Below are 22951 nucleotides of genomic sequence, written 5' to 3' on the forward strand. Positions count from 1 at the left end.
GCAGAATGTCAAAGAAGACGGAGCGCAGCATGCTGGTTGGCTTGGATATCGGCACCTCCAAGGTGGTGGCGATCGTCGGTGCTATCGGCGATGACGGCGTGATCGAGATCGTGGGGATCGGATCTCACCCTTCCCGCGGCCTGAAGAAAGGGGTCGTGGTCAACATCGAATCCACGGTGCATTCCATCCAGCGGGCGGTGGAAGAGGCCGAGCTGATGGCCGGTTGCCAGATCCATTCGGTCTACGTGGGCATTGCCGGCAGTCACGTGCGCAGCCTCAATTCCCACGGCATCGTCGCGATCCGTGACAAGGAGGTCGGTGCGGCGGACCTGGAGCGGGTCATCGATGCCGCCCGCGCGGTCGCGATACCGGCCGACCAGAAGATCCTGCATATCCTGCCGCAGGAATTCATCATCGATTCCCAGGAAGGCATCCGCGAGCCGATCGGCATGTCCGGCGTGCGGCTGGAAGCGAAGGTGCACATGGTTACCGGCGCAGTCAGCGCGGCGCAGAACATCGTCAAGTGCATTCGCCGCTGCGGGCTCGAGGTGGACGACATCATTCTCGAACAGCTGGCCTCCGGCTATTCGGTCCTGACCGAGGACGAGAAGGAGCTGGGCGTCTGCCTGGTGGATGTCGGCGGCGGCACCACCGATATCGCCATCTTCACCGAGGGCGCGATTCGCCATACGGCGGTGATCCCGATTGCCGGCGACCAGGTGACCAACGACATTGCCGTGGCGCTGCGCACGCCGACCCAGCACGCCGAGGAAATCAAGGTCAAGTATGCCTGCGCCCTGTCGCAGCTGGCCGGTGCAGAGGAGACCATCGAGGTGCCTTCGGTGGGCGAGCGGGCCGCCCGGCGCCTGTCACGCCAGACCCTGGCCGAGGTGGTCGAGCCCCGCTACGAGGAGCTGATGACCCTGGTCCACCAGGAGCTGCGCCGCAGTGGTTTCGAGGAACTGATTGCCGCGGGCGTGGTGCTGACCGGCGGCAGTTCGAAGATGGAGGGAGCCGTCGAGCTGGCCGAGGAGGTGTTCCACGTGCCGGTCCGGCTGGGCATGCCGCAGCAGGTCACCGGACTGGCGGACGTGGTCCGCAATCCCATCTACGCAACCGGCGTGGGCCTGCTTTATTTCGGTGCCAACAATCGCGCCAATCCGGTGGTGGAGTACGAGGCGGAAAAGGGGTTCCGCGCAGTTTTTGATCGCATGAAAAGCTGGTTTCAGGGGAATTTCTGAGCATGCCCGGGTCGAGGGCTGGTTCAGGCCAACGCGCAACGAGGAGAGACGCTCATGTTTGAAATCATGGATTCCGTAAGTGAAAACGCGGTGATCAAGGTCATCGGTGTCGGCGGCGGCGGCGGCAATGCCGTGCAGCATATGGTCAAGGCCGACATCGACGGTGTGGATTTCATCTGCGCCAACACCGATGCCCAGGCATTGTCCAGCACCACGGCGCAGACCGTGCTGCAGCTGGGTGGCCAGATCACCAAGGGGCTCGGCGCCGGCGCCAATCCGGAGGTCGGCCGCAACGCCGCGCTGGAGGACCGGGATCGCATCGCCGAAGTGCTGGACGGCGCCGACATGGTGTTCATCACCGCCGGCATGGGTGGCGGTACCGGCACCGGTGCCGCACCGGTGGTGGCCGATGTGGCGCGAGAGATGGGTATCCTCACGGTGGCGGTTGTGACCAAGCCGTTCCCGTTCGAGGGCAGCAAGCGGATGCGGGTTGCCGGTCAGGGTATCGAACAGCTGGCCCGCTCGGTGGACTCGCTGATCACGATCCCGAACGAGAAGCTGCTGAGCGTTCTGGGCAAGAACCTGACCTTGCTCGACGCCTTCAAGTCGGCCAATGACGTGCTGCTGGGGGCGGTTCGTGGCATCGCCGAACTGATCACCCGCCCGGGTCTGATCAACGTCGACTTTGCCGACGTGCGCACCGTGATGTCGGAAATGGGCATGGCGGTCATGGGCACCGGCTCGGCATCCGGAGAGGGCCGTGCCCGGGAAGCCGCGGAGCGTGCCATTGCCTGCCCGCTGCTGGAAGACGTGAGCCTGGCCGGTGCCAACGGTATCCTGGTCAATGTCACTGCCGGCATGGACATGTCCATTGGCGAGTTCGATGAAGTTGGCCAAGCCGTGCGCGAGTTTGCCTCCGATGAGGCGACCGTGGTGGTCGGCACCGTGATCGACCCGGAGCTTGAGAACGAATTGCGGGTTACCGTGGTCGCGACGGGCCTGGATCGGCCGGTGTCGGCACTGCGTCCCGAGGAGCAGAAACCGCAACTGCATGCGGTGGCGCGCAAGCCCAGTGGCGAGGTGGATTACGGCCAGCTGGAAACGCCGACCGCGATCCGCAAACAGGCGGCAAATGATCGGTACCCGCAGGCGGCAGGCGCCGAGGGTGACATGGACTATCTGGACATCCCGGCCTTCCTCCGTCGCCAGGCCGACTAGGCCGGCGGCGGGATAGGCCGCTGTTGATGACCCCGGGGCGCCACTACGGCTGTTTTGTTGCACTGCAGTATGCAGCGACTTTGTGTTGCAGTAGAATAACGGGGTTTCCACGCAAGGGGATGCGTCCAGCCTTGCCATGATGCTTGCCTGGCAGCGCCTGACCGCGCCGGGGTCGCAGGGAGAATTGTGACTACGAATGATTCGACAGCGCACACTGAAGAATGTGATCCGGGCGACCGGGGTGGGCCTGCATACGGGTGAGAAGGTTTTTCTGACCCTGCTGCCGGCGCCGGCTGACACGGGAATCGTTTTCCGACGGGTCGATCTGGATGGCGGGGTCGAAATCCCTGCGCATCCGGAAAAGGTGGGTGACACCCTGTTGTCCACCAATCTCGTTCAGGACGGCGTTCGTGTCTGCACGATCGAGCACCTGATGTCGGCCATGGCCGGTCTCGGGATCGATAATGCGGTGGTTGAACTGAGCGCCGCCGAGGTGCCGATCATGGACGGCAGTGCCGGGCCGTTCGTGTTCCTGATCCAGTCGGCAGGCATTCAGGAACAGGATGCCCCCAAGCGGTTCATTCGTATCAAGAAGCCGATCCGGGTCGAGGATGGCGACAAGGCGGTGCAGTTCGAGCCGTTCAACGGCTTCAAGGTCAATTTCGCCATTGATTTCGACCACCCGGTGTTCGAGAAAGGCTGCCAGACGGCGGAAGTTGATTTCTCAAGCACCAGTTTCGTCAAGGAAGTCAGCCGGGCGCGGACCTTCGGTTTCATGCGTGATATCGAAGCGCTGCAGGCAAACCGGCTTGCCCTCGGCGGCAGCCTCGACAATGCCATCGTGGTGGATGACTACCGGGTGTTGAACGAGGACGGTCTGCGCTACCGGGACGAGTTCGTCAAGCACAAGATCCTTGACGCAATCGGCGATCTGTACCTGCTTGGCCGCAGCCTCATCGGCTCGTTCACCGGTACCCGTTCCGGTCATGCGTTGAACAACCAGCTGCTCCGCGCGCTGCTCAAACAGCCCGACGCCTGGGAAGAGGTAACCTTTGACGACGCGTCAAAGTCACCGATTTCGTTCGATCAGTCTCTGCCCGCGCCGGTGCTGGCGAGCGCCTGAGCCACGCTGACCGGTTAGTCCTGTCCGGACGGGCCGGCGCGGGACGCCAGTCGGAGCAGGGCCTGACGCATCCGCTCGTCCGGATGGTGGCGGGCGATTGCCTCCAGGTGTGTTGCCGCGGCCGGGCTCAGATGGCGCGGTCGTGCAAGCTGCACCGGTTGCGTTCGGCGGGGCTCGATGCGTATTCGCACGCGTGCCGGCGCCCGCCCCCGGCGGCCTCTCACACTGTCGCAAAGCGCTGCCCCCAGAAACCGCAACTGGCTCGCTGCCGCCGGTGTGTCGGTTATCAGCAGCAGCTCCCCCTCATCCTCGACCTTCGCGACCTGACAGCGCGCTTGCAACGCACTGGGCAGCGCCTCATGCAGGGCAGCCTGTTGCACGCGCAGGTGGTCCGCCTCCTGCTGTAGCTGCGCCAGCATAGAGCGCGGATCCGTCAGTACCCGTTTGACCGGTCGCGGCCGTTTGCTGCCCATTCGCCACCCCATCGCTGACGGTACCGTGCCGTCCTGAACTTTACGTTGCGATCAGTTATGATACGCGCCTCCGATCGCGGTCGATATTCCATGTGGTGGACCGGGGGCCAATGCCTGGCCCGCAGGGGTCTGGCGCCGACCGCATCAGGCCAGACGGCATTGCCGTTGTCCAGCGGACGGGTGATGTGAATCTTCGGAACATAATCGAGTGACTCCATGCTAGGCGCAATTGCGAGAAAGGTATTCGGCAGCCGTAACGATCGACAGGTGCGGCGCATGCAGAAGACGGTCGACCGCATCAACGCGTTCGAAGAGTCGATGGAAGCGCTTTCCGAAGAGGCCCTGCGGGGTAAGACCGCGGAATTCCGCGAGCGGCTGGAGCGCGGCGAGAGCCTTGACGATTTGCTGCCGGAAGCGTTTGCCGCAGTCCGCGAGGCATCGCGCCGGACGCTGGGCATGCGTCATTTCGACGTGCAGATGATTGGCGGCATGGTGCTGCATCAGGGCCGCATCGCCGAGATGAAGACCGGTGAGGGCAAGACGCTGGTGGCCACGCTGGCCGCCTATCTGAACGCGCTATCGGGCAAGGGCGTGCACATCATCACGGTCAACGACTACCTGGCACGGCGGGACGCCGAGTGGATGGGCCAGATCTATGCCTACCTCGGCATGACCACCGGCGTGGTGGTGGCCGGAATACCGGCCGAGGAGAAGCGCGCAGCGTACGCGGCCGACATCACCTACGGCACGAATAACGAGTTCGGCTTTGACTATCTGCGCGACAACATGGCCTTCCGGCTGGAAGACCGCATGCAGCGCGAACTCAATTTCGCCATCGTCGACGAGGTCGACTCGATCCTGATCGACGAGGCGCGCACACCGCTGATCATCTCCGGACCGGCAGAGGACAGCAGCGAGCTGTATGCGCGGATCAATACCCTGGTTCCGAAACTGCAGCGGCAGGAGGAAGAGGACGGCGAGGGCGACTTCTGGGTCGACGAAAAACAGCGCCAGGTCTACCTGACCGAGGCCGGCCACGAAACCGTCGAGGAAATGCTGGTCAACGAGGGCCTGCTGCAGGAGGGCGAGAGCCTGTATGACGCCCGCAATATCGGCAAGGTGCATCACATCAACGCGGCGCTGCGGGCACACCACCTGTATCACCGGGATGACCAGTACCTGATCAGCGAAGACAATCAGGTGGTCATCGTTGACGAGTTCACCGGCCGCGCCATGCCGGGCCGGCGTTGGTCCGAGGGCCTGCACCAGGCGATCGAGGCAAAGGAAGGCCTGAAGATCCAGCACGAGAACCAGACGCTGGCCTCGATCACCTTCCAGAACTATTTCCGGATCTACGACAAGCTGGCGGGCATGACCGGTACCGCCGATACCGAGGCCTACGAGTTCCAGCACATCTACGGACTCGAGGTCACGGTCATCCCGACCAATCGGCCGATGGCGCGGCAGGATCACAACGACCTGGTGTTCCTGACCCAGAAGGAAAAGCTGGACGCCATCGTCGAGGATATCCGCGAGAACCGCGAAGCCGGGCGCCCCATCCTGGTCGGTACGGCCTCGATCGAGGTCTCCGAGATCATCTCCGCGGCGCTAAAGAAGGATAAGATTTCGCACGAGGTGCTGAACGCCAAGCAGCACGAGCGGGAGGCACTGATCATCGCCCAGGCCGGCCGTCCCGGTGCGGTGACTATTGCCACCAACATGGCCGGCCGCGGCACCGACATCGTGCTCGGCGGCAATCCGGACACCGAGATTGCCCAGCTGGAGGACCCGACCGAGGAGGCGGTGGCCAAGGTCCGTGCTGATTGGGAGGAGCGGCACCAGAAGGTGCTGGATGCTGGTGGCCTGCATGTTGTCGGCACCGAGCGGCACGAGTCCCGGCGCATCGACAACCAGTTGCGTGGGCGGTCGGGGCGCCAGGGTGATCCGGGCTCCACCCGCTTCTACCTGTCACTGGATGACAGCCTGCTGCGCATATTCGCCTCCGAGCGGGTCTCGTCGCTGATGCAGCGGATGGGCATGCAGGAGGGCGAGGCAATCGAATCCGGCCTTGTGTCCCGGGTGATCGAGAACGCCCAGCGCAAGGTCGAGGCGCACAACTTCGATATCCGCAAGAACCTGCTGGAATTCGATGACGTCGCCAATGACCAGCGGCGCGTGATCTATGCGCAGCGCACCGAGTTCATGAGCGAGGATGACCTCAGCGACACCGTGGTGCAGATGCGGGAAGACGTGCTGAACACGGTCATCAGTGACTACATTCCGCCGGGCAGCATCGAGGAACAATGGGACGTGGCCGCCCTGGAAGAGGTCCTGAGCCGGGATTTCGGCCTGGAAATGCCGATTCAGCAGTGGCTGGACGAGGACGATAATCTGCACGAGGAGCCGCTTCGCGAGCGCATCGTCGAGGAGGCAGAGAAGGCCTATAAGGCGAAGGAGGAGCAGATCGGCGAGGAGGTGCTGCGGCGGTTCGAGAAGGCGGTCCTGCTACGCGTGCTGGACAGCCAGTGGAAGGAACACCTGGCAGCCATGGATTATCTGCGGCAGGGTATCCACCTACGTGGCTACGCGCAGCGGAACCCGAAGCAGGAGTTCAAGAAGGAAGCCTTCCAGATGTTCTCGACCATGTTGGAGAACATCAAGCGCGAGATCATCACCATCCTGTCCCGTGTGCAACTGCGTGCACCGGAGGATGTCGAGGCGGTGGAAGAAGAACAGCGTCCGCCGGAAGACAAGATGCAGTATCAGCACGAGTCCAGCAGCGCCATGGGCGGCGACGAGTCAGAGGCCGAGCGCACGGGCGGCGGCACCTTCGTCCGCCAGGAACGCAAGGTGGGCCGCAACGAACCCTGCCCCTGTGGTTCGGGCAAGAAGTACAAGCAGTGTCACGGACGCTTGAGCTGACAATCCATGGCGGTCGGACTGAACCCTCCCGCTGAACTGCTTGCCATCGACGGTTTGCGCCTGGGTACCGCTCGGGCCGGCATTCGCAAACCGGACCGCCGGGATCTGGTCGTGCTGGAGCTTGCAGAAGGCGCCGAGACCGCCGCGGTGTTCACGCGCAACCGGTTCTGCGCGGCGCCGGTGCACCTGGCACGGGAGCACCTGGCAGGGTCGGCGCCGCGCTACCTGCTGATCAACACCGGGAACGCCAATGCCGGAACCGGTCAGCGCGGGGCGCGGGATGCCCTGCGTTGCTGCCAGGCGCTGGCGGATCAGACCGGCGTCGCCGTCAATCGTGTGCTGCCGTTTTCCACCGGTGTCATCGGCGAACCCTTGCCGGTGGAGCGACTCACGGCCGGGCTGCCGGCGGCGCTTGCCGCGCTGCAGGCCGATGGCTGGCAGGAGGCCGCCGAAGGCATCCTCACCACCGACACCCTGGCCAAGGGCTGCAGCCGCCAGATCGAACTCGATGGCCATACCATCACGCTGACCGGCATCGCCAAGGGTGCCGGCATGATCCGGCCGGACATGGCGACCATGCTCGCCTTCATTGCCACCGACTGTTCCATCGGTCGGCCGCTGCTGCGGCGGCTGTTGCGGGATGCCGCGGATCAGTCCTTCAACCGCATCACCGTCGACGGTGATACATCCACCAACGATGCCTGTGTGCTGGTGGCGACCGGTGCCTCGCATTGCCGGCTCGATGCGCTGCATCCGGAGGATGTGGCGGCGTTTGCCGAGGCGCTTGCGGACCTGTGCCGGGAGCTCGCCCAGGCCATCGTGCGGGATGGCGAAGGGGCGACCCGCTTCATTACCATTTCCGTGGATGAGGCGTCCTCCGCGGCCGAAGCCCTCGACGTGGCCTATTGCATCGCGCACTCGCCGCTGGTGAAGACAGCGTTTTTCGCCGGCGATCCCAATTGGGGCCGGATTCTCGCCGCGGTCGGGCGTGCCGGCGTCGAGGAACTCGACGTCGAAGGTGTGCGAATCTCGCTGGACGATCTGTGTCTGGCAGAGAACGGCGGACGGGCCGAGGGTTATACCGAGGAGGCTGCCGCCGAACGCATGCGCCGTCAGGACATCGGAATCCGCGTTGCACTGGGTCGCGGCGGGGCCAGCGAGACGGTCTGGACCTGCGACTTCTCCTACGAATACGTCCGCATCAATGCCGAGTACCGGACCTGAGGCTGCAATGGCGCCGGTGGTGGTGGCCGCCGGGGTGATTCAGGGGCCGGACAGCCGTTTCCTGGTCAGCCAGCGACCGCGGCATCTGCACCAGGGTGGCTTGTGGGAATTTCCGGGAGGCAAGCTCGAGGCCGGCGAGAGCGCGTTTCAGGCGCTGCAGCGGGAGCTGTCCGAGGAGCTGGGCATTCGGGTCCGGCAGGCGGAGCCCCTGATTCGTGTGCCCTGGCGTTATCCGGACAAGACCGTCGTGCTGCACGTCTGGCGCGTCACCGGCTTCGACGGTGAGCCGGAGCCCCGCGAGGGGCAGGCCATGCGCTGGGTGGATGGGGTGCAGCTCGCCGCATTGCGTTTCCCGGCCGCCAATCAGCCGATAGTCACTGCGGCACGTCTGCCGGACCGATACCTGATTACCCCTGAACCTGCCGGTCCCGTCGATGGCTTTCTTGCCGCGCTCGATCGAGCCGTTGCGAACGGTATCGATCTGATCCAGCTGCGGGCCCGATCGCTGGATGATGCGGCCTACGCGCGCCTCGCCGAGCAGGTGGTTGCACATCTCGGCAAACGCCCGGTTCAACTGTTGCTGAATGCGCAACCGTCGCTAGCAGTGAGCCTCGGTGTCGGCCTGCATCTCAGCGCACGGCGGTTGCGGGCACTGGCCACGCGACCACGGCTGGCGCCGGGTCAGTGGCTGGCAGCGAGTTGTCATTCGACCGCAGAATTGTGGCAGGCGGTCCACAAGGGCGTGGATTTTGCCGTGCTCGGCCCGGTATTGCCCACCCGCAGTCATCCGGAAGCGGGTGGTATCGGCTTCGATCGTCTGCACGCGCTGCTGCGGGAGGTGCCGCTGCCGACCTATGCGCTTGGCGGCCTGGACCCGACGCATCTGGACACGGCGAAAGCACATGGCGCGCAGGGCATCGCGGCGATCCGGGGACTCTGGCCCCCGGGACCACGGAAACACTAACCAGACGCGGTGTGATCCGCCACGGGTTCAAGGTGCAAGGTTCAAGGTTTTTTTAAGACGGAATCTCGTAGGTCTCGTAGGGTGCATTAAGCGCAGCGAATGCACGCGGTGTCAGGCATCTCGGCATGGCACGGCATTTTGGTGGGGCCGGGGCAACCCGCCAACGCTTCACACCGCGCGGGTCCGCTCCGCTTGACCCGCCCTACGCCACCCCGAGCACGGCCGGCACCGCGCATTACCGGATGACCAAAACCGGTCTCGGGCGCAGGCGCGGGAATCATTAGCGGTTCCCTAGATGGATTCGTCGTCGCGGAACTCGTCGATCAGTTCGTCCGGCAGTTCGACCCCAGGAATCGTGTTTTCCTCGTTGAACCATGCCCCGAGGTCGGTGAGCTTGCAGCGCTCGCTGCAGAACGGTCGCCACGGCGACCGCGCCGGATCCCACGACACCGGCTTGCTGCAGTTCGGGCAATGGACGGTCTGGGTGGAGGCCATTCAGAGCATGCAGCAGCGGAGGATGAATTCCACGTCCCGGTCGGTCTGGAACGCGCGCTCCTGGTCGAGCCCCGGTTCCATGAAACGCACCGTGACAAAATGCTTGTTGCCGCTTATTTCGGCGAACCAGGCGCTGTCTGCCGGCAACTCGACGCTGACCAGCTGCACGCTGGTGCCGCGTTCCAGGTTGCGTTGATAGATGCCGTCAATGGCGGTCTGGCTTTGCGGCATGGCGCTGTCCCGCATCAGCTGCAGCAGCAGGTCACAGGCCTGGCGCAGACCGTCCAGCACCGCGTACCAGTCCTCAAGCCCCTGCCGCCGGCGGGAAGCCGGCTGCTGCAGCCAACGGTGATAGGCGGGCAGGTCGAAGCCGCAGGTGCCACCCGCGATGCCACTGCGCTGGATGACCGAGTTGAGCAGCTCATCGCGGCGTAGCGCACTGCCGAGCTGGCCCGGCTGCGAGCGCAAGCGATCCACGATTTCCGTGCACTGGCCGACGAAATAGTGCACCCGGTCGGCGTCCACGCCCGGTCGCTCGCCGAGTTGCGTCAGGATACTGCTGACCCGCTCCAGTTCCTTGATGATTTCGGAGCGCAGATCACCGCGGGCGAGCACGTCGAGTATGCTCGCAAGCGTGTCGACGGCCAGTCGGCTATGCCATTCCTCATCCCCATGAATCCCGAAATCCGCCTGTCGGAACAGGCTTTCCAGCCGCATGATCGTCCGGTACCGCTCGTTCAGCGGTTGCTCGAACACAATACTGGCCGTCTTTCGTTGTTGACCGGTTTGCGTTTCCTCGGATGTCACAGTGCCGTCCATCAGTTGGGTCCTGTCCTGCCACAGTCGTCGGTCGGAGAGCTCCCTGCCCCGGCCAGCGCCAGATACTGCTGATGCAGATCCCGGATCTGTCGATCCAGCGCTTCAAGGCCCCCATTGTTGCACAGGATGTCGTTGGCTGCCCGCAGCCGGCGCTCGCGCGGAGCCTGCGCATCGAGCATGGCACGGGCCTCGGAACGGCTGCAGCCGTCACGCCGCTGCAGCCGTTCGATCTGCTGTGCCTCGGGCGTATCGACCACCAGGACCCGGTCCACCAGCTCGACGAAATCGGTTTCCACAAGTAACGGCACGACGAGGATGGCATAGGGGCTGTCGAACGTCGCAAGCCGCTGCCGGCAGAGTTCACGGATCAGTGGATGCAACAACTGGTCGAGCATGTCGCGTGACGCCGGGTCGGAAAAAACCCGCCGTCGCAAGGCGGCACGGTCCAGCCGGCCGTCAGCCTGAAGAATGCTGTCGCCGAAGGCGGAGACCAGTCGTGCAAGCCCTTGCGTGCCTGGCTCCACCACCTCGCGGGCCAGCAGGTCCGTGTCAACGATCGGCACCCCGAGCGCCCGGAAACGGTCGGAAACGGCCGATTTGCCGCTGGCAATGCCCCCGGTTAGTCCGATTACAAGCATGAGGTCGGCGCGTGCAGGCGGGCGTCAGCCCAGGCCAGCAAGGCGGAAATAGGCATCCGTCAGGCTGTCGCCCCAGAGTAGGGCAAGCCAGCCGGCGCCGGCAAGGTAGGGTCCGAAGGGGATCGGCAGTTGCCGGTCGCGCCCCAGCAGCAGGATCATCAGGATCCCGGCGACGGCGCCGACCAGTGCCGAGAGCAGGATGATCATCGGCAGGGCGGCCCAGCCCAGCCAGGCGCCCAGCGCTGCCAGCAGCTTGAAGTCGCCGTAGCCCATGCCTTCCTTGCCGGTCAGCAGGCGGAAGGCGTGGAACACGCTCCAGAGGCTGAGATAGCCCGCAACCGCCCCGATGATGGCTGCTTGCGGGTCCGGCGCGAACACCGGGACCAGGCTCAGCAACAGACCGAGCCAGATCAGCGGCAGGGTGATGCTGTCGGGAAGCAACTGGTGATCGAGGTCGATGCCGGACAGCGCAATCAGTGACCAGGTCAGGACCAGTGCCGGGAGCAGTTCGACGGTCCAGCCGAACTGCCAGGCGACGAGTACTGACAGGATCGCACTCAGCGCCTCGACCAGGGGATAACGGACCGGGATGCCTGCCTGGCAGTGCCTGCAGCGGCCCCGCAATAGCAGCCAGCTCAGCACCGGAACATTGTCCCGGGCGCGGATGGCCTGCTGGCAACGTGGGCAATGGGAGCCGGGCCGGGACAGGCTGATCGCCGGCTGGTCGACCGGTTCCAGCTCCAGGATCTCGCGTGCGCCAGCGCGCCAGTCCCGTTCCATCATTCGGGGTAGCCGCAGGATGACCACGTTCAGAAAACTGCCGATGACCAGGCCGAGCAGCCCACAGCCGGTCAACAGCAGCCAGAATGGCGGCTCGGGCCACACCGCGGGATTCAGCATGCAGCAGTGGCTATCGCTGCCGCGCGCATCAGATCACCTGACCCATCTGGAAGATCGGCAGGTACATGGCGATGACCAGGCCGCCGACCAGCACCCCCAGAACCACCATGATCATGGGTTCGAGCAGGCTGCTGAGGCTGTCGATCAGGTTGTCCACCTCTTCCTCGTAGAAGTCGGCCACCTTGGCCAGCATGGTGTCGAGGGAGCCGGACTCCTCGCCGATGGCCGTCATCTGCACCACCATGTTGGGGAACAGGTTGGACAGTTTCATCGCGCTCTGCAGCTGCTGGCCGCTGGCAACCTGGTCGCGCATCACCAGCACCCCTTCCTGATAGACCACGTTGCCGGTGGCGCCGGATACCGACTCCAGAGCGTCCACCAACGGCACGCCGGCAGCAAACATGGTCGACAGGGTGCGGGCGTAGCGGGCAATCGCCGCCTTTTCGAGGATTGTGCCAATCACCGGGATCTTGAGCGCCAGCCGATCCACCAGGCGCACGAACTTGCGTGATCGTTTGCGGCCCTCGACAAAGGCCACGCCAAGGCCGATGAGGACGCCGAAAATGATGTACCAGTAACTCTGGAAGAATTCCGAAAGATTGACGACGAACCGGGTGAATACCGGCAAATCGGCGCCAAAGCCGCGGAACAGGCTCTCGAACTGGGGCACCACGAAAATCAGCAGGATTGCGGTTACCAGAAAGGCCACCACCACGACCGCGGCCGGATAGAACAGCGCCTTCTTGATCTTCTTCTTGATCGATTCGGTCTTTTCCAGGTAAGTCGCCAGCTTGTCCAGCAAGGTGTCGAGCACACCGGCCGCCTCGCCGGCCTCGACCAGGTTGCAGAACAGCTCGTTGAAATGCCGTGGATGGGCGGCCAGCGCCTGGCTCAGGTTGGTGCCGCCTTCGACATCGGCCTTGATCTTGAGCACCAGGTCCTGCATCGCCGGGTTGTCGTGCCCGCGGCCAACGATGTCCAGCCCCTGCACCATGGGCACACCGGCGCTCATCATTGTGGCCAGCTGGCGGCTGAATACGGCGATGTCGCCAGCCGTGATCTTCTTCTTGCGCTGGCCGAACAGCGAAGCGGATTTCTTGCGCACCGTCTTCGGCGCGATGCCCTGGCGACGCAGTTCGGCCTTCATCAGCGTCACGTTGTTGGCCTGCGCCTCGCCCTTGACCTTGGCGCCCCGCTTGTCGGTGCCGACCCAGACGAAGGTGGGTATCTTTTTCGCTTTTGCTGCCATCGATTCGGGGCCCGTATTCGGTCAGCCGGGTCGGATGCCCGGCCGCTGCATGGTCAATCCTTGGTCACGCGGTTGATCTCTTCGAGGCTGGTGATGCCGTTCCGGACTTTCATGAGCCCGGAGCGCCGCAGGTCGCGGATGCTCTCCTTGGCCGCCTGGTCTTCCAGTTCCATGGCGTTGCCGCCCTCCATGATGATGCGGCCCATGGCGTCGGATACCGGCATGACCTGATAGATGCCGACGCGGCCCTTGTAGCCCAGCGTGCACTGGTCGCAGCCTTCCGGGCCGTAGAGCGTCAGATCCTCGACCTCGTCTTCGCCGAAACCCTCCTCGATCAAGGCTTCGCGGGGCACGTCCACCACCTTCTTGCAGTGAGTGCAGAGGCGCCGTGCCAGACGCTGGGCGATGATCAGGTTGACCGCCGAGGCGATGTTGTAGGGTGGCACGCCCATGTTGGCCAGGCGGGTCAACGTCTGCGGTGCATCGTTGGTATGCAGTGTCGAAAGCACCAGATGCCCGGTCTGCGCCGCCTTGACCGCAATCTCCGCTGTCTCCAGGTCACGAATCTCGCCGACCATGATGATGTCCGGATCCTGGCGCAGGAACGCGCGCAGCGCCGCGGCAAAGGTCAGGCCGGCCTTGACGTTGAGGTTGACCTGATTGATGCCCGGCAGGTTGATTTCGACCGGATCCTCGACCGTCGAGATATTGCGATCCTCGGTGTTGAGGATGTTCAGCGCGGTGTACAGCGACACGGTCTTGCCGCTGCCGGTGGGGCCGGTCACGAGCACCATGCCGTAGGGCTTGTGGATGGCGTCCATGAACTGCTTTTTCTGGTCCGCCTCGTAGCCCAGCGAATCGATGCCGATCATGGCACTGCTGGAATCAAGAATACGTAACACCAATTTCTCGCCGTACAGCGTCGGGCAGCTGCTGACGCGGAAGTCGATGGCCTTGGTCCGTGACAGGTTCATCTTGATCCGACCGTCCTGCGGTACCCGGCGCTCGGCAATGTCCATGCGCGACATGACCTTCACGCGGGCGGCAATGCGCGGCGCCAGGCCGATCGGTGGGCTGGCCACGGCGTGCAGCATGCCGTCCTGGCGGTAGCGTACGCGAAAGCTTTTTTCGTAGGGCTCGAAATGGATGTCCGAGGCGCCGCGCTTGATGGCATCCACCAGCACCTTGTTAACGAAGCGCACCACCGGCGCATCGTCGGCGTCCGCGCGGGTGATGTCCGGCTCCTGTTCCTCGTCACCGCTGGTGGTGGTGAGGTTTTCCAGGTCCTCGTCCAGTTCGTCACCGTCAAAGCTGCTGTCGGCGGCGACCATCGCCCGGTCAATCAGCCGCAGCAGCTTGTCATGCTCGACAAGTACCGGGTCGGTATTGAGCCCGCAGTGGAACTTGAACTCGTCCAGTGCATCGAGGTTGGTCGGATCCGCCACGGCAACGAAAAGGCGCTTGCCACGTTTGAAGATCGGCATCGCCTGGTGATGGCGGATCAGTTTTTCGCTTACCAGATTGGTGATCGCGGGTTCCGGCTCGATGGCGGTGACGTCCAGCAGCGGTACACCGAATTCATCGGAGGCGGCCGTCGCCAGATCGCTGGGGGCGAGTTTCCTGGTGTCGACCAGCGTCGCAACCAGGGTCTGCCCGGCCTTGCGGGCATCGTCCGCGGCGCTGCGGGCGCCTTCCTCGTCGAGCAGTCCGTCACGGACCAGACGACCTGCCAAACCACTGAGTCGTGTGCTGGGAGATGGGGTTGCCATCGTGACGTCTACCATCCTCAAGCGCCTGCGGCGGGTTGGGTCGTCCGGCAACCAGCGCCGACTCCCCCGCAAAATACTACAAGAAGGCACCGTCCGGCCAAAGTCCGGCGGACGGGAGCCCCGACATGCTATTGCGAGTCGAGTGTAAGCGCGGTGGCTCCGGCGAGTCTGTGAGGTAGTACCGTTTTCAGCGAGGGGCTGGCTGGATGCTGAAAAAAGATAGCCGCAAGGGCGAAAGATGGTCGGGGTGGCAGGATTTGAACCTACGACCCCTGCCTCCCGAAGACAGTGCTCTACCAGGCTGAGCTACACCCCGACCGAGGGCTGCCACCTACTGCAGGCGCCGCACGCTGAAATCTGCCAATTCGATCATGGCATCGCGGTACGGACCAGGTGACAAACTCGCCAGATGGCTGGTGGCTCGGGCCGCCGCCTGTCTGGCGAGGGCGCGAGTATAGGCGATCGCCCCGGTCGATTCAATCACGTTCGTGACCTCGTCAATGCGCTCCAGGCCGCCACTTTCTATGGCCTGGCGGAGCAGTTGCCGATCCGTCTCCGACGCCTCCTGCATGGCGCGGATCAGCGGCATCGTCGGCTTGCCCTCGGCCAGGTCATCACCGACATTCTTGCCGATATCCGTCACCGCTCCGTCGTAGTCCAGCGCATCGTCAACCAGCTGGAAGGCAGTGCCCAGTTCCAGCCCGTAGGCGGCTACCGCGTTTTCGGTTTCCGCGGAGGCACCGGCGAGAACCGCACCGAGGCGACAGGCGGCCTCGAACAGCGTTGCGGTCTTGCTGTAGATCACCTGCAGGTAGCGCTGCTCGGTGGTGTCGGGGTCATGCACGTTCAATAACTGCATGACCTCGCCTTCGGCGATGGTGTTGGTGGTTCGTGCCATGATTTCCATGACCCGCATGTCGCCCACATCGACCATCATTTCGAAGGCCCGGGAATAGAGGAAATCGCCGACCAGGACGCTGGCCTCGTTGCCCCAGAGCTGATTCGCGGTCTCGCGGCCGCGCCGCAGCTCCGAACCGTCGACGACGTCGTCGTGCAGCAGCGTGGCGGTATGAATGAATTCCACCACGGCCGCCAGATGACGGTGTGCGACACCTTTATAACCACAGGCGTGTGCGGACAGCAGCACCTGCATCGGCCGCAGCCGTTTGCCCCCACTGTTGACGATGTAGCCGCCCAGCTGGTTGATCAGGACGACCTCCGAGCTCAGTCGTTCCTGGATCAGCGCATCGACCTGCGCCATATCGTCCGCCAGCAGTTCACGAATGGTCTCGATGCTCATGCCAGCCCGTATGCTCCCCCGATCTTCTGATGCCGACCGTTGCGCCGTTGCCGTCGGCGCGGCGGCGCCTACATTAGACGCGCGGGGAGGAAGCGTCCAGCCGGGTGGGCCACATCTGCAGCGCAATCGGCGTTGACCTTGGCGGTTCCAGGGGCTATGATCTGCGCCCTTTCCGAACCGACCCCAATTTGATGGAGCACAGTAGATCATGTATGCGGTGATCAAGACCGGAGGCAAGCAGTATCGGGTCTCCGAAGGCGACGTCCTGCGTGTGGAAAAGCTCGACGCCGAGGATGGTGCCTCCATCAAGCTCGGTGAAGTGCTGATGGTTTCCAACGGTGATGATGTCAAGGTGGGTGCGCCGGTGCTCGAAGGTGCCAGCGTCGACGCGACGGTGATGGCTACGGCGAAGGCCGACAAGGTGACCATCATCAAGTTCAAGCGTCGGCACAACTACAAGCGCACCAAGGGGCATCGTCAGCCCTTTACACAGGTGAAGATTACCGGCATCACCGCCGGCTGATCGCGGAGGTATCAAGCGATGGCACACAAGAAGGCAGGCGGCAGCACGCGCAATGGTCGTGATTCCGAGAGCAAACGACTTGGCGTGAAGCGCTTTGGCGGTCAGGAAGTCGTTCCGGGCAACATCCTGGTGCGGCAGCGTGGTACCCACTTCCATGCCGGTGAAGGCGTCGGTCTGGGCCGGGATCACACCCTGTTCGCCAAGGTCGGCGGTCGGGTCGTGTTTGCCCGCAAGGGGCCGAAAAATCGCCGGGTCGTGAGCGTGGAAGCCGAAGGCTGAACAGCCTCAGGTTCGCTGCGATCCGAGACCCCGCCCCACGGCGGGGTTTTTTTTTGTTTAGGGAAACACTGATTTATTCTCGGACCTGCGTCGGAATAAATCAGTGTTTCCCTACCAGGTCGGAAATGAAAGCCCATGAAATTTGTCGATGAAGCCAGTATTCGGGTCGAGGCCGGCGACGGCGGCAACGGATCCGCCAGCTTCCGCCGCGAGAAGTTCATTCCCTTTGGCGGCCCCGACGGCGGTGACGGCGGCAAGGGCGGCAGCGTCTGGCTGCAGGCCGACGAGGGCTTGAATACGCTGGCCGATTTTCGCCATTCGCGGCGTTTTCGCGCCGAACGTGGCGAGAACGGCATGTCCCGGCAGAAGACCGGCAAGGGCGGCCAGGATGTCATCATCCCCGTGCCCGTCGGAACCCTGGTTCGGGATGATCAGACCGGCGAGATCATCGGCGACCTGACCGCGCATGGGGAGCGTCTGCTGGTTGCCCAGGGTGGCCGGGGCGGGCTCGGTAATCTGCACTTCAAGAGTTCCACCAATCGCGCGCCGCGCCAGACAACCTCCGGCACGTCGGGCGAGGAGCGCGTATTGCAGCTTGAGTTGCAGGTGCTGGCCGATGTCGGACTGCTCGGATTACCCAATGCCGGCAAATCGACCTTCATCCGGGCGGTGTCTGCGGCGCGGCCACGGGTGGCCGATTATCCGTTTACCACCCTGTATCCCAACCTGGGCGTGGTCCGGCTGGGGCACCATCAGAGTTTCGTGATCGCCGACATCCCGGGACTCATTCCGGGTGCTGCCGAGGGTGCCGGGCTGGGGATCCGGTTTCTCAAGCACCTGGCCCGGACGCGGCTGCTGCTGCATCTGGTGGACGCCGTGCCGTCCGATCCGGCGCAGGATCCGGTGACTGATGCCCAGGGTCTGGCAGCCGAACTGGAACAATTCAGCGACGACCTGGCGCAGCGCGAGCGTTGGCTAATCCTGAACAAGCTGGATTTGCTGCCACCGGATGATCGCCAGGCCTGGGTCGATGACATCGTCTCGCGGCTGGCCTGGGAGGGGCAGGTGTTCGCAATCTCCGGGCTGGCCGGGGATGGCACGCAGACGCTTTGCGCTGCAATCATGGATTACCTGGAAAACCAGGCGCGAAACCAGGCCGAAATGGATGCGGCGCGGGCCGAGTTGCAGGAAACCAGGGAATGACCGTCAATCGACAACAACTGGGCGCGTCGCGCAACTGGGTGGTCAAGATTGGTAGTGCGTTGGTCACCGATGATGGTCGAGGCCTTGACCATGACCGGATGCGGCAGTGGGTGACCCAGCTGGCGGCGCTGCGGCAGCTGGGTGTGGATATCACACTGGTGTCCTCTGGCGCAGTGGCGGAAGGCATGCAGCGCCTGAACTGGCGGCAGCGGCCGCATGAACTCTACAAGCTCCAGGCCGCCGCCGCGGTTGGCCAGATGGGCCTTGTGCACGCCTACGAAGCAGAATTCCAGCGCTACCAGATGCACACCGCCCAGGTTCTGTTGACGCATGATGACCTGAGTGATCGCCGTCGCTATCTGAACGCCCGGATCACGCTGCGGACGCTCCTTGGGCTGGGCGTGGTCCCGGTGGTCAACGAGAACGACACGGTGGCCACCGACGGCTTCCGCTTCAGCGACAACGATACCCTGGCGGCGCTGGTCGCGAACCTGGTGGAGGCGGATCTGCTGGTGGTGCTGACGGATCAGCAAGGCGTTTTCGACAGCGATCCCCGCCTGAACCCGGAGGCACGCCTGATTCCGGAGGCCAGGGCCGGTGATCCGCTGCTGGAGGCACAATGCGGTGGAGGCGGCGCGCTGGGCCGTGGTGGCATGCTGAGCAAGGTGCAGGCCGCGGCGCGCGCCGCCCGATCCGGTGCTGCCACGATCATTGCCTCGGGGCGTGAACCGGAGGTGCTTTCGCGGATCGCCCGGGGAGAGACGCTGGGCACGCTGCTGTTGCCGGCGCAGCGGCCAGTGGCCGCGCGCAAGCAGTGGCTGGCCAGCCAGATGCGATCCTCCGGCGAGTTGTGGCTGGATCAGGGGGCGGTACGCGTGCTTCGCGAATCAGGCCGCAGCCTGTTGCCGGTGGGGGTGGTGAAGCTCGGTGGCACGTTCCGCCGCGGCGAGATCGTCACCTGCCTGGACCCGGAAGGTTCCGAGGTGGCTCGCGGTATCGTCAACTATGACAGGCATGAGGCAGACCAGATCCGCGGCCAACCCAGCGACCGCATCGAATCCATACTCGGATACGTCGATGAACCGGAACTGATTCATCGGGATAATCTCGTGCTGCTTTGAGGGGGAGTTTTCAGGTTTCAGTGTTCAGTTTTCAGACAAAGAAAGGCCGGGGTCCGTTGAGGGTTGGGGATTCGTTTCAGGTTATCGCGGCAGCTGATGAGTAGATAAGCGGCTGGGTAACCCGCCTCTGAAAACTGAACACTGAAACCTGAAAACTCCCAACGCAAAAAACCCCCAGGACCATAAGTCCCGGGGGCTTCATTTGACGCGTAAACCTGCCAGTTTGGCTGCTTACAGCGCCCGGATATGCTGGTTCAGGCGGCTCTTGTGGCGTGCGGCCTTGTTGCGGTGGATCAGGCCCTTGTTCGCCATGCGGTCGATCACCGGCAGCGCCTGCTTGTAGGCTGCTTCCGCGGTGGCCTTGTCGCCCGCCTTGATCGCGTTGATCACCTGCTTCACCCGGGTCCGGAACATCGACCGCTGGGCCTTGTTGTGCGCACGACGCTTGTCCGCCTGGATGGCCCGCTTGCGTGCTGAGGGAGTATTCGCCAAGACGTGACTCCTGCCTGAAATCTGGTGTCTGAAAAGAGGCGAGATGATGCGGATTTGACCCGCACTTGTCAACCGCCCGCGCGCGAGCCCACTCGGCCCGCTTCCCGGGCGGATTTCCATCACCCCCCAGGGCTGCCTATCATGCCGGCATCATGACCAGGCTGCCGCGCCATATCGCCGTCCGACCATGCTGCCTCCGCTGGCAGCTGTGCTTGTGTTCCCGCGGACCGCGGGGCGGTGCCGAATGAGTCTGCTGCGATCCTCCGCGGTGTTCGGCGCCCTGACCATGGTGTCGCGGGTACTGGGGATGGTGCGTGACGTGGTCATTGCCAACGTGTTCGGTTCCAGTGCGGCAACCGACGCCTTCTTCGTCGCCTTCAAGATCCCCAATTTCATGCGCCGGCTGTTTGCCGAAGGCGCTTTCTCCCAGGCCTTTGTTCCGGTGCTATCGGAATATCGCAAGACCCGCGATCAGGCCGCCGTGCGCGAACTGGTCGCCCGTGCCTCGGGCACGCTGGCGTTGATCCTGCTGGTGCTGAGCGTACTCGCGGTGCTGGGCGCCGATTACCTGGTCATGCTGTTCGCCCCGGGCTTCACCCAGGATCCGGAAAGTTTCGCGCTCGCCCGGGACATGCTGCGGATCACCTTTCCCTACCTGTTCTTCATTTCCCTGGTGGCGTGCGCCCAGGGGGTATTGAACACCTTCGGGGTGTTCGGTCCGCCGGCGATTGCCCCGGTCCTGCTGAATCTGAGCCTGATCGCCAGCGCCTGGTGGTGGGCCCCGCTGCTACCGCAGCCGATCATGGCGCTGGCCTTTGCCGTATTCATCGCCGGCGTCCTGCAACTGGCCCTGATGCTGCCCTGGCTGCACCGGGTGGGCATGCTTGCCCTGCCGCGCTGGGGTCGGCGGCACGCCGGTGTCAGGCGCATCATGGTGTTGATGCTTCCGGCAATCTTTGGCTCCTCGGTGGCACAGATCAATCTGCTGGTGGACACGATCCTGGCCTCGTTCCTGATCACCGGTTCGATCAGCTGGCTGTATTACTCTGACCGGCTGGTGGAGTTTCCGCTGGGGGTGCTTGGCGTCGCGCTGGGTACCGTGATCCTGCCGCGCCTGTCGATGCAGCATGCCGGCGGCTCGCCAGCTGCCTTCTCGCGGACGCTGGATTGGGCCATCCGCTGGGGCGCGCTGGTTGGCGTGCCGGCGGCCGCTGGGCTCGCGGTGATGGCCGGGCCGATCCTGATCACGTTGTTCCAGTACGGTGCCTTCACCCAGTCCGATGCCCATGCCGCGTCCCTGAGCCTGATGGCCTATGCGGTCGGCCTGCTGGGTTTCATCATGGTCAAGGTGCTGGCGCCCGGCTTCTTTTCCCGGCAGGACATGCGTACGCCGGTCATCTACGCCGCGATCAGCATGCTCTGCAATATGGTGATGAGCGTAACCGCGGTGGTCCTGCTGCTGGATACCGAGGTAGGCCATGTCGCTCTGGCGCTGGCCACCGGTATTGCGGCCATCATCAATGCCTCGCTGCTGTTTCGCGGTTTGCGTCGTCGCGGCATCTACCAGCCGCAGCCGGGTTGGGGCCGTTTCGGCTTCCAGGTGTTTGCCGCCACCGGCCTGATGGCCCTGACCCTTGGCCTGCTTGTCGCCGGTGCCGACTGGTGGCTCGATGCCGGCTTGGGCACACGGCTGCCGGCCCTTTTCGGCTGGCTGCTGCTGGCCGTGGTGCTCTACGCGGGGGCGTTGCTGATGCTGGGCCTTCGTCCACGCCACTTGCGCGAGGCGACAGATTCCACCGGCGATTAAGGAAACACGGAAACCTTCCGTGTCCCGCAAACAGGTCACACCGCTACGACTGCCATCCGGCCGGGAACGGGATCGTGACGCCGCAATTGCGCAACTCCGCGACTGACGCAGACGCGGGAATCAATCATGTTTCCCAAGCGAATCGCTCAGTGTCTTCTCAACAATGGCAGAATACGCGGGATGGAAATGATCCGCGGACTTCACAATCTGCGTCCCCGGCACCGGGGCTGCGTCGCCACTATCGGCAATTTTGACGGTGTCCACCGTGGACATCAGCGTATCCTTCAGGCGCTGCGTGAATCCGCCGCTGAACGCAGCCTGCCGGCCACGGTCATCAGCTTCGAGCCTGATCCCCACGAGTTTTTCTCGCCGGAGTCGGCGCCGCCGCGGTTGACCTCATTGCGTGACAAGTGTGCCCTGCTGGCCGGAGCCGGCGTCAGGCGTTTTCTCTGCCTGCATTTTGACCGGCGTCTGGCCGCCATGACGTCGGCAGAGTTCATCCGTCGAATTCTGGTTGAGGGCCTCGCGGTTCGGCATCTGCTGGTGGGCGATGATTTTCGTTTCGCACGGGGCCGTGCCGGAGATTTCAGGACGCTTTCCGAGGATGGTCGGAAGCATGGTTTTTCCGTCGCGCGGACGCCAACGGTCAATCATGCCGGAGGCCGCGTCAGCAGCACACGCATTCGGCGCTGCCTGGCAGCCGGAGACCTGGCTGCAGCGCGGGATTTGCTGGGGCGGGACTACGCAATATCGGGGCGGGTGATTCATGGAGACCGGATCGGACGTGAACTGGGTTACCCGACGGCGAACATTGCGTTCCGGCGGCGCCCGCCAATGGATGGCGTGCTCGCGGCCGAGGTCCGGATCGAACGCGGGGCGCCGCAACCGGCGGTGGTCAGTGTCGGCACACGGCCAACCGTCAATGGCAAGCGACCGCTACTTGAGGTCCATCTGCTGGACTTCTCGGGGTCACTGTATGGCCGGCACCTGGAGGTGACGTTCCGGCACTGGCTGCGTGGCCAGCAGCGTTTCCCCGACCTGGACGGCCTGCGCGCGCAGTTGGAGCGGGACGCGCAGGCGGCCCGCGACTGGTTTTCCACCACCGGGACCTGACCGCGGTTCCCTTCCCTGCGCGGGCCTGCCCGGAAAACAATATGAGCCATGCGTGCGAACGGCTCGGAATTTCCTTAA

At 64.0% G+C, this 22951-nt stretch carries 21 protein-coding genes and 1 tRNA gene; 12 read left to right on the forward strand and 10 right to left on the reverse strand.

Annotated features, from left to right (window positions below; genetic code table 11):
* Positions 1 to 5 precede the first annotated feature (5 nt).
* From ftsA to lpxC, 3 genes are all read left to right on the forward strand, one after another.
* Positions 6 to 1241 carry a cell division protein FtsA gene (gene ftsA / locus M0534_RS08150; RefSeq protein ID WP_248567927.1) on the forward strand — a complete coding sequence of 412 codons (1236 nt, stop codon included), beginning with the start codon at positions 6 to 8 and terminating at the stop codon, positions 1239 to 1241.
* Positions 1242 to 1295: 54 nt separating this feature from the next.
* Entirely contained in the window at positions 1296 to 2459 is a 1164-nt protein-coding gene (gene ftsZ, locus M0534_RS08155; RefSeq protein WP_248567928.1) for a cell division protein FtsZ, read from the forward strand.
* A gap of 196 nt (positions 2460 to 2655) precedes the next feature.
* The gene (lpxC, locus tag M0534_RS08160; RefSeq protein ID WP_248567929.1) at positions 2656 to 3582 is read left to right on the forward strand and encodes a UDP-3-O-acyl-N-acetylglucosamine deacetylase; all 927 of its coding nucleotides are present in this window, start codon (positions 2656 to 2658) and stop codon (positions 3580 to 3582) included.
* Between the two features lie 14 nt (positions 3583 to 3596).
* On the opposite strand, the gene M0534_RS08165 is transcribed toward lpxC, so the two are convergent.
* Entirely contained in the window at positions 3597 to 4055 is a 459-nt protein-coding gene (locus M0534_RS08165) for a DciA family protein (RefSeq protein ID WP_248567930.1), read from the reverse strand.
* Positions 4056 to 4271: 216 nt separating this feature from the next.
* Here M0534_RS08165 and secA point away from each other — a divergent pair, with 216 nt between their 5' ends.
* The 3 genes from secA to M0534_RS08180 are packed head-to-tail and all read left to right on the forward strand — an operon-like array spanning position 4272 to position 9165.
* Positions 4272 to 6977 carry a preprotein translocase subunit SecA gene (secA, locus tag M0534_RS08170; RefSeq protein WP_248567931.1) on the forward strand — a complete coding sequence of 902 codons (2706 nt, stop codon included), beginning with the start codon at positions 4272 to 4274 and terminating at the stop codon, positions 6975 to 6977.
* 6 nt (positions 6978 to 6983) lie between these two features.
* Positions 6984 to 8201, forward strand: a complete 1218-nt coding sequence (gene argJ, locus M0534_RS08175; RefSeq protein ID WP_248567932.1) for a bifunctional glutamate N-acetyltransferase/amino-acid acetyltransferase ArgJ — start codon at positions 6984 to 6986, stop codon at positions 8199 to 8201.
* Positions 8182 to 9165: a Nudix family hydrolase gene (locus M0534_RS08180; protein WP_345894712.1), complete on the forward strand. Its 984-nt coding sequence runs from the start codon at positions 8182 to 8184 to the stop codon at positions 9163 to 9165. Before argJ ends, M0534_RS08180 begins: the two co-directional genes overlap by 20 nt.
* 291 nt (positions 9166 to 9456) lie before the next feature.
* Here M0534_RS08180 and M0534_RS08185 read toward each other — a convergent pair whose 3' ends face one another.
* The 8 genes from M0534_RS08185 to M0534_RS08220 all read right to left on the reverse strand — a co-directional run bounded on the left by M0534_RS08185 (position 9457) and on the right by M0534_RS08220 (position 16335).
* The gene (locus M0534_RS08185) at positions 9457 to 9660 is read right to left on the reverse strand and encodes a DNA gyrase inhibitor YacG (RefSeq protein ID WP_248567933.1); all 204 of its coding nucleotides are present in this window, start codon (positions 9658 to 9660) and stop codon (positions 9457 to 9459) included.
* A complete protein-coding gene (gene zapD / locus M0534_RS08190; RefSeq protein ID WP_248567934.1) occupies positions 9661 to 10479 on the reverse strand; it encodes a cell division protein ZapD in 819 nt (272 codons plus the stop codon).
* Positions 10479 to 11117 carry a dephospho-CoA kinase gene (gene coaE, locus M0534_RS08195; protein WP_248567935.1) on the reverse strand — a complete coding sequence of 213 codons (639 nt, stop codon included), beginning with the start codon at positions 11115 to 11117 and terminating at the stop codon, positions 10479 to 10481. The genes zapD and coaE overlap by 1 nt, the downstream gene beginning before the upstream one ends.
* A gap of 24 nt (positions 11118 to 11141) precedes the next feature.
* Complete coding sequence (locus tag M0534_RS08200) at positions 11142 to 12017, reverse strand: prepilin peptidase (protein WP_248567936.1); 876 nt, start codon at positions 12015 to 12017, stop codon at positions 11142 to 11144.
* Between the two features lie 28 nt (positions 12018 to 12045).
* On the reverse strand, positions 12046 to 13266 hold the full coding sequence (locus tag M0534_RS08205; RefSeq protein WP_248567937.1) for a type II secretion system F family protein: 1221 nt from the start codon (positions 13264 to 13266) through the stop codon (positions 12046 to 12048).
* 53 nt (positions 13267 to 13319) lie between these two features.
* A complete protein-coding gene (gene pilB, locus M0534_RS08210; protein ID WP_248567938.1) occupies positions 13320 to 15035 on the reverse strand; it encodes a type IV-A pilus assembly ATPase PilB in 1716 nt (571 codons plus the stop codon).
* 239 nt (positions 15036 to 15274) lie between these two features.
* Positions 15275 to 15351 (reverse strand) — tRNA-Pro (locus tag M0534_RS08215).
* A 15-nt stretch (positions 15352 to 15366) separates the two neighbouring features.
* Positions 15367 to 16335, reverse strand: a complete 969-nt coding sequence (locus M0534_RS08220; RefSeq protein ID WP_248567939.1) for a polyprenyl synthetase family protein — start codon at positions 16333 to 16335, stop codon at positions 15367 to 15369.
* Between the two features lie 208 nt (positions 16336 to 16543).
* Here M0534_RS08220 and rplU point away from each other — a divergent pair, with 208 nt between their 5' ends.
* The 4 genes from rplU to proB all read left to right on the forward strand — a co-directional run bounded on the left by rplU (position 16544) and on the right by proB (position 19461).
* Entirely contained in the window at positions 16544 to 16858 is a 315-nt protein-coding gene (gene rplU / locus M0534_RS08225) for a 50S ribosomal protein L21 (RefSeq protein WP_248567940.1), read from the forward strand.
* A gap of 18 nt (positions 16859 to 16876) precedes the next feature.
* Complete coding sequence (rpmA, locus tag M0534_RS08230; protein ID WP_248567941.1) at positions 16877 to 17137, forward strand: 50S ribosomal protein L27; 261 nt, start codon at positions 16877 to 16879, stop codon at positions 17135 to 17137.
* A 135-nt stretch (positions 17138 to 17272) separates the two neighbouring features.
* Positions 17273 to 18340, forward strand: coding sequence for an Obg family GTPase CgtA (gene cgtA / locus M0534_RS08235; protein ID WP_248567942.1), 1068 nt, complete (start codon positions 17273 to 17275; stop codon positions 18338 to 18340).
* The gene (gene proB, locus M0534_RS08240; protein ID WP_248567943.1) at positions 18337 to 19461 is read left to right on the forward strand and encodes a glutamate 5-kinase; all 1125 of its coding nucleotides are present in this window, start codon (positions 18337 to 18339) and stop codon (positions 19459 to 19461) included. The genes cgtA and proB overlap by 4 nt, the downstream gene beginning before the upstream one ends.
* A gap of 231 nt (positions 19462 to 19692) precedes the next feature.
* On the opposite strand, the gene rpsT is transcribed toward proB, so the two are convergent.
* Positions 19693 to 19953: a 30S ribosomal protein S20 gene (gene rpsT / locus M0534_RS08245; protein ID WP_248567944.1), complete on the reverse strand. Its 261-nt coding sequence runs from the start codon at positions 19951 to 19953 to the stop codon at positions 19693 to 19695.
* Between the two features lie 244 nt (positions 19954 to 20197).
* On the opposite strand from rpsT, the gene murJ reads away from it, so the two are divergent.
* Both murJ and ribF read left to right on the forward strand, forming a co-directional pair.
* Entirely contained in the window at positions 20198 to 21760 is a 1563-nt protein-coding gene (murJ, locus tag M0534_RS08250; protein WP_248567945.1) for a murein biosynthesis integral membrane protein MurJ, read from the forward strand.
* Positions 21761 to 21940: 180 nt separating this feature from the next.
* Entirely contained in the window at positions 21941 to 22873 is a 933-nt protein-coding gene (ribF, locus tag M0534_RS08255; RefSeq protein ID WP_248567946.1) for a bifunctional riboflavin kinase/FAD synthetase, read from the forward strand.
* The last annotated feature ends 78 nt before the right edge of the window (positions 22874 to 22951 follow it).

It is taken from the genome of Methylonatrum kenyense, from assembly GCF_023195885.1.
Lineage (GTDB): Bacteria > Pseudomonadota > Gammaproteobacteria > Nitrococcales > Aquisalimonadaceae > Methylonatrum > Methylonatrum kenyense.

Bases quoted from the DNA above. Each gene is read 5' to 3' on its own strand.
- rpmA (WP_248567941.1), top strand. From the start codon at position 16,877: ATGGCACACAAGAAGGCAGGCGGCAGCACGCGCAATGGTCGTGATTCC.
- M0534_RS08200 (WP_248567936.1), bottom strand. From the start codon at position 12,017: ATGCTGAATCCCGCGGTGTGGCCCGAGCCGCCATTCTGGCTGCTGTTG.
- argJ (WP_248567932.1), top strand. From the start codon at position 6,984: ATGGCGGTCGGACTGAACCCTCCCGCTGAACTGCTTGCCATCGACGGT.
- secA (WP_248567931.1), top strand. From the start codon at position 4,272: ATGCTAGGCGCAATTGCGAGAAAGGTATTCGGCAGCCGTAACGATCGA.
- ftsA (WP_248567927.1), top strand. From the start codon at position 6: ATGTCAAAGAAGACGGAGCGCAGCATGCTGGTTGGCTTGGATATCGGC.
- M0534_RS08205 (WP_248567937.1), bottom strand. From the start codon at position 13,266: ATGGCAGCAAAAGCGAAAAAGATACCCACCTTCGTCTGGGTCGGCACC.
- M0534_RS08165 (WP_248567930.1), bottom strand. From the start codon at position 4,055: ATGGGCAGCAAACGGCCGCGACCGGTCAAACGGGTACTGACGGATCCG.
- ftsZ (WP_248567928.1), top strand. From the start codon at position 1,296: ATGTTTGAAATCATGGATTCCGTAAGTGAAAACGCGGTGATCAAGGTC.
- M0534_RS08185 (WP_248567933.1), bottom strand. From the start codon at position 9,660: ATGGCCTCCACCCAGACCGTCCATTGCCCGAACTGCAGCAAGCCGGTG.
- rplU (WP_248567940.1), top strand. From the start codon at position 16,544: ATGTATGCGGTGATCAAGACCGGAGGCAAGCAGTATCGGGTCTCCGAA.
- pilB (WP_248567938.1), bottom strand. From the start codon at position 15,035: ATGGCAACCCCATCTCCCAGCACACGACTCAGTGGTTTGGCAGGTCGT.
- ribF (WP_248567946.1), top strand. From the start codon at position 21,941: ATGGAAATGATCCGCGGACTTCACAATCTGCGTCCCCGGCACCGGGGC.
- lpxC (WP_248567929.1), top strand. From the start codon at position 2,656: ATGATTCGACAGCGCACACTGAAGAATGTGATCCGGGCGACCGGGGTG.
- cgtA (WP_248567942.1), top strand. From the start codon at position 17,273: ATGAAATTTGTCGATGAAGCCAGTATTCGGGTCGAGGCCGGCGACGGC.
- M0534_RS08180 (WP_345894712.1), top strand. From the start codon at position 8,182: ATGCCGAGTACCGGACCTGAGGCTGCAATGGCGCCGGTGGTGGTGGCC.
- M0534_RS08220 (WP_248567939.1), bottom strand. From the start codon at position 16,335: ATGAGCATCGAGACCATTCGTGAACTGCTGGCGGACGATATGGCGCAG.
- coaE (WP_248567935.1), bottom strand. From the start codon at position 11,117: ATGCTTGTAATCGGACTAACCGGGGGCATTGCCAGCGGCAAATCGGCC.
- murJ (WP_248567945.1), top strand. From the start codon at position 20,198: ATGAGTCTGCTGCGATCCTCCGCGGTGTTCGGCGCCCTGACCATGGTG.
- proB (WP_248567943.1), top strand. From the start codon at position 18,337: ATGACCGTCAATCGACAACAACTGGGCGCGTCGCGCAACTGGGTGGTC.
- zapD (WP_248567934.1), bottom strand. From the start codon at position 10,479: ATGGACGGCACTGTGACATCCGAGGAAACGCAAACCGGTCAACAACGA.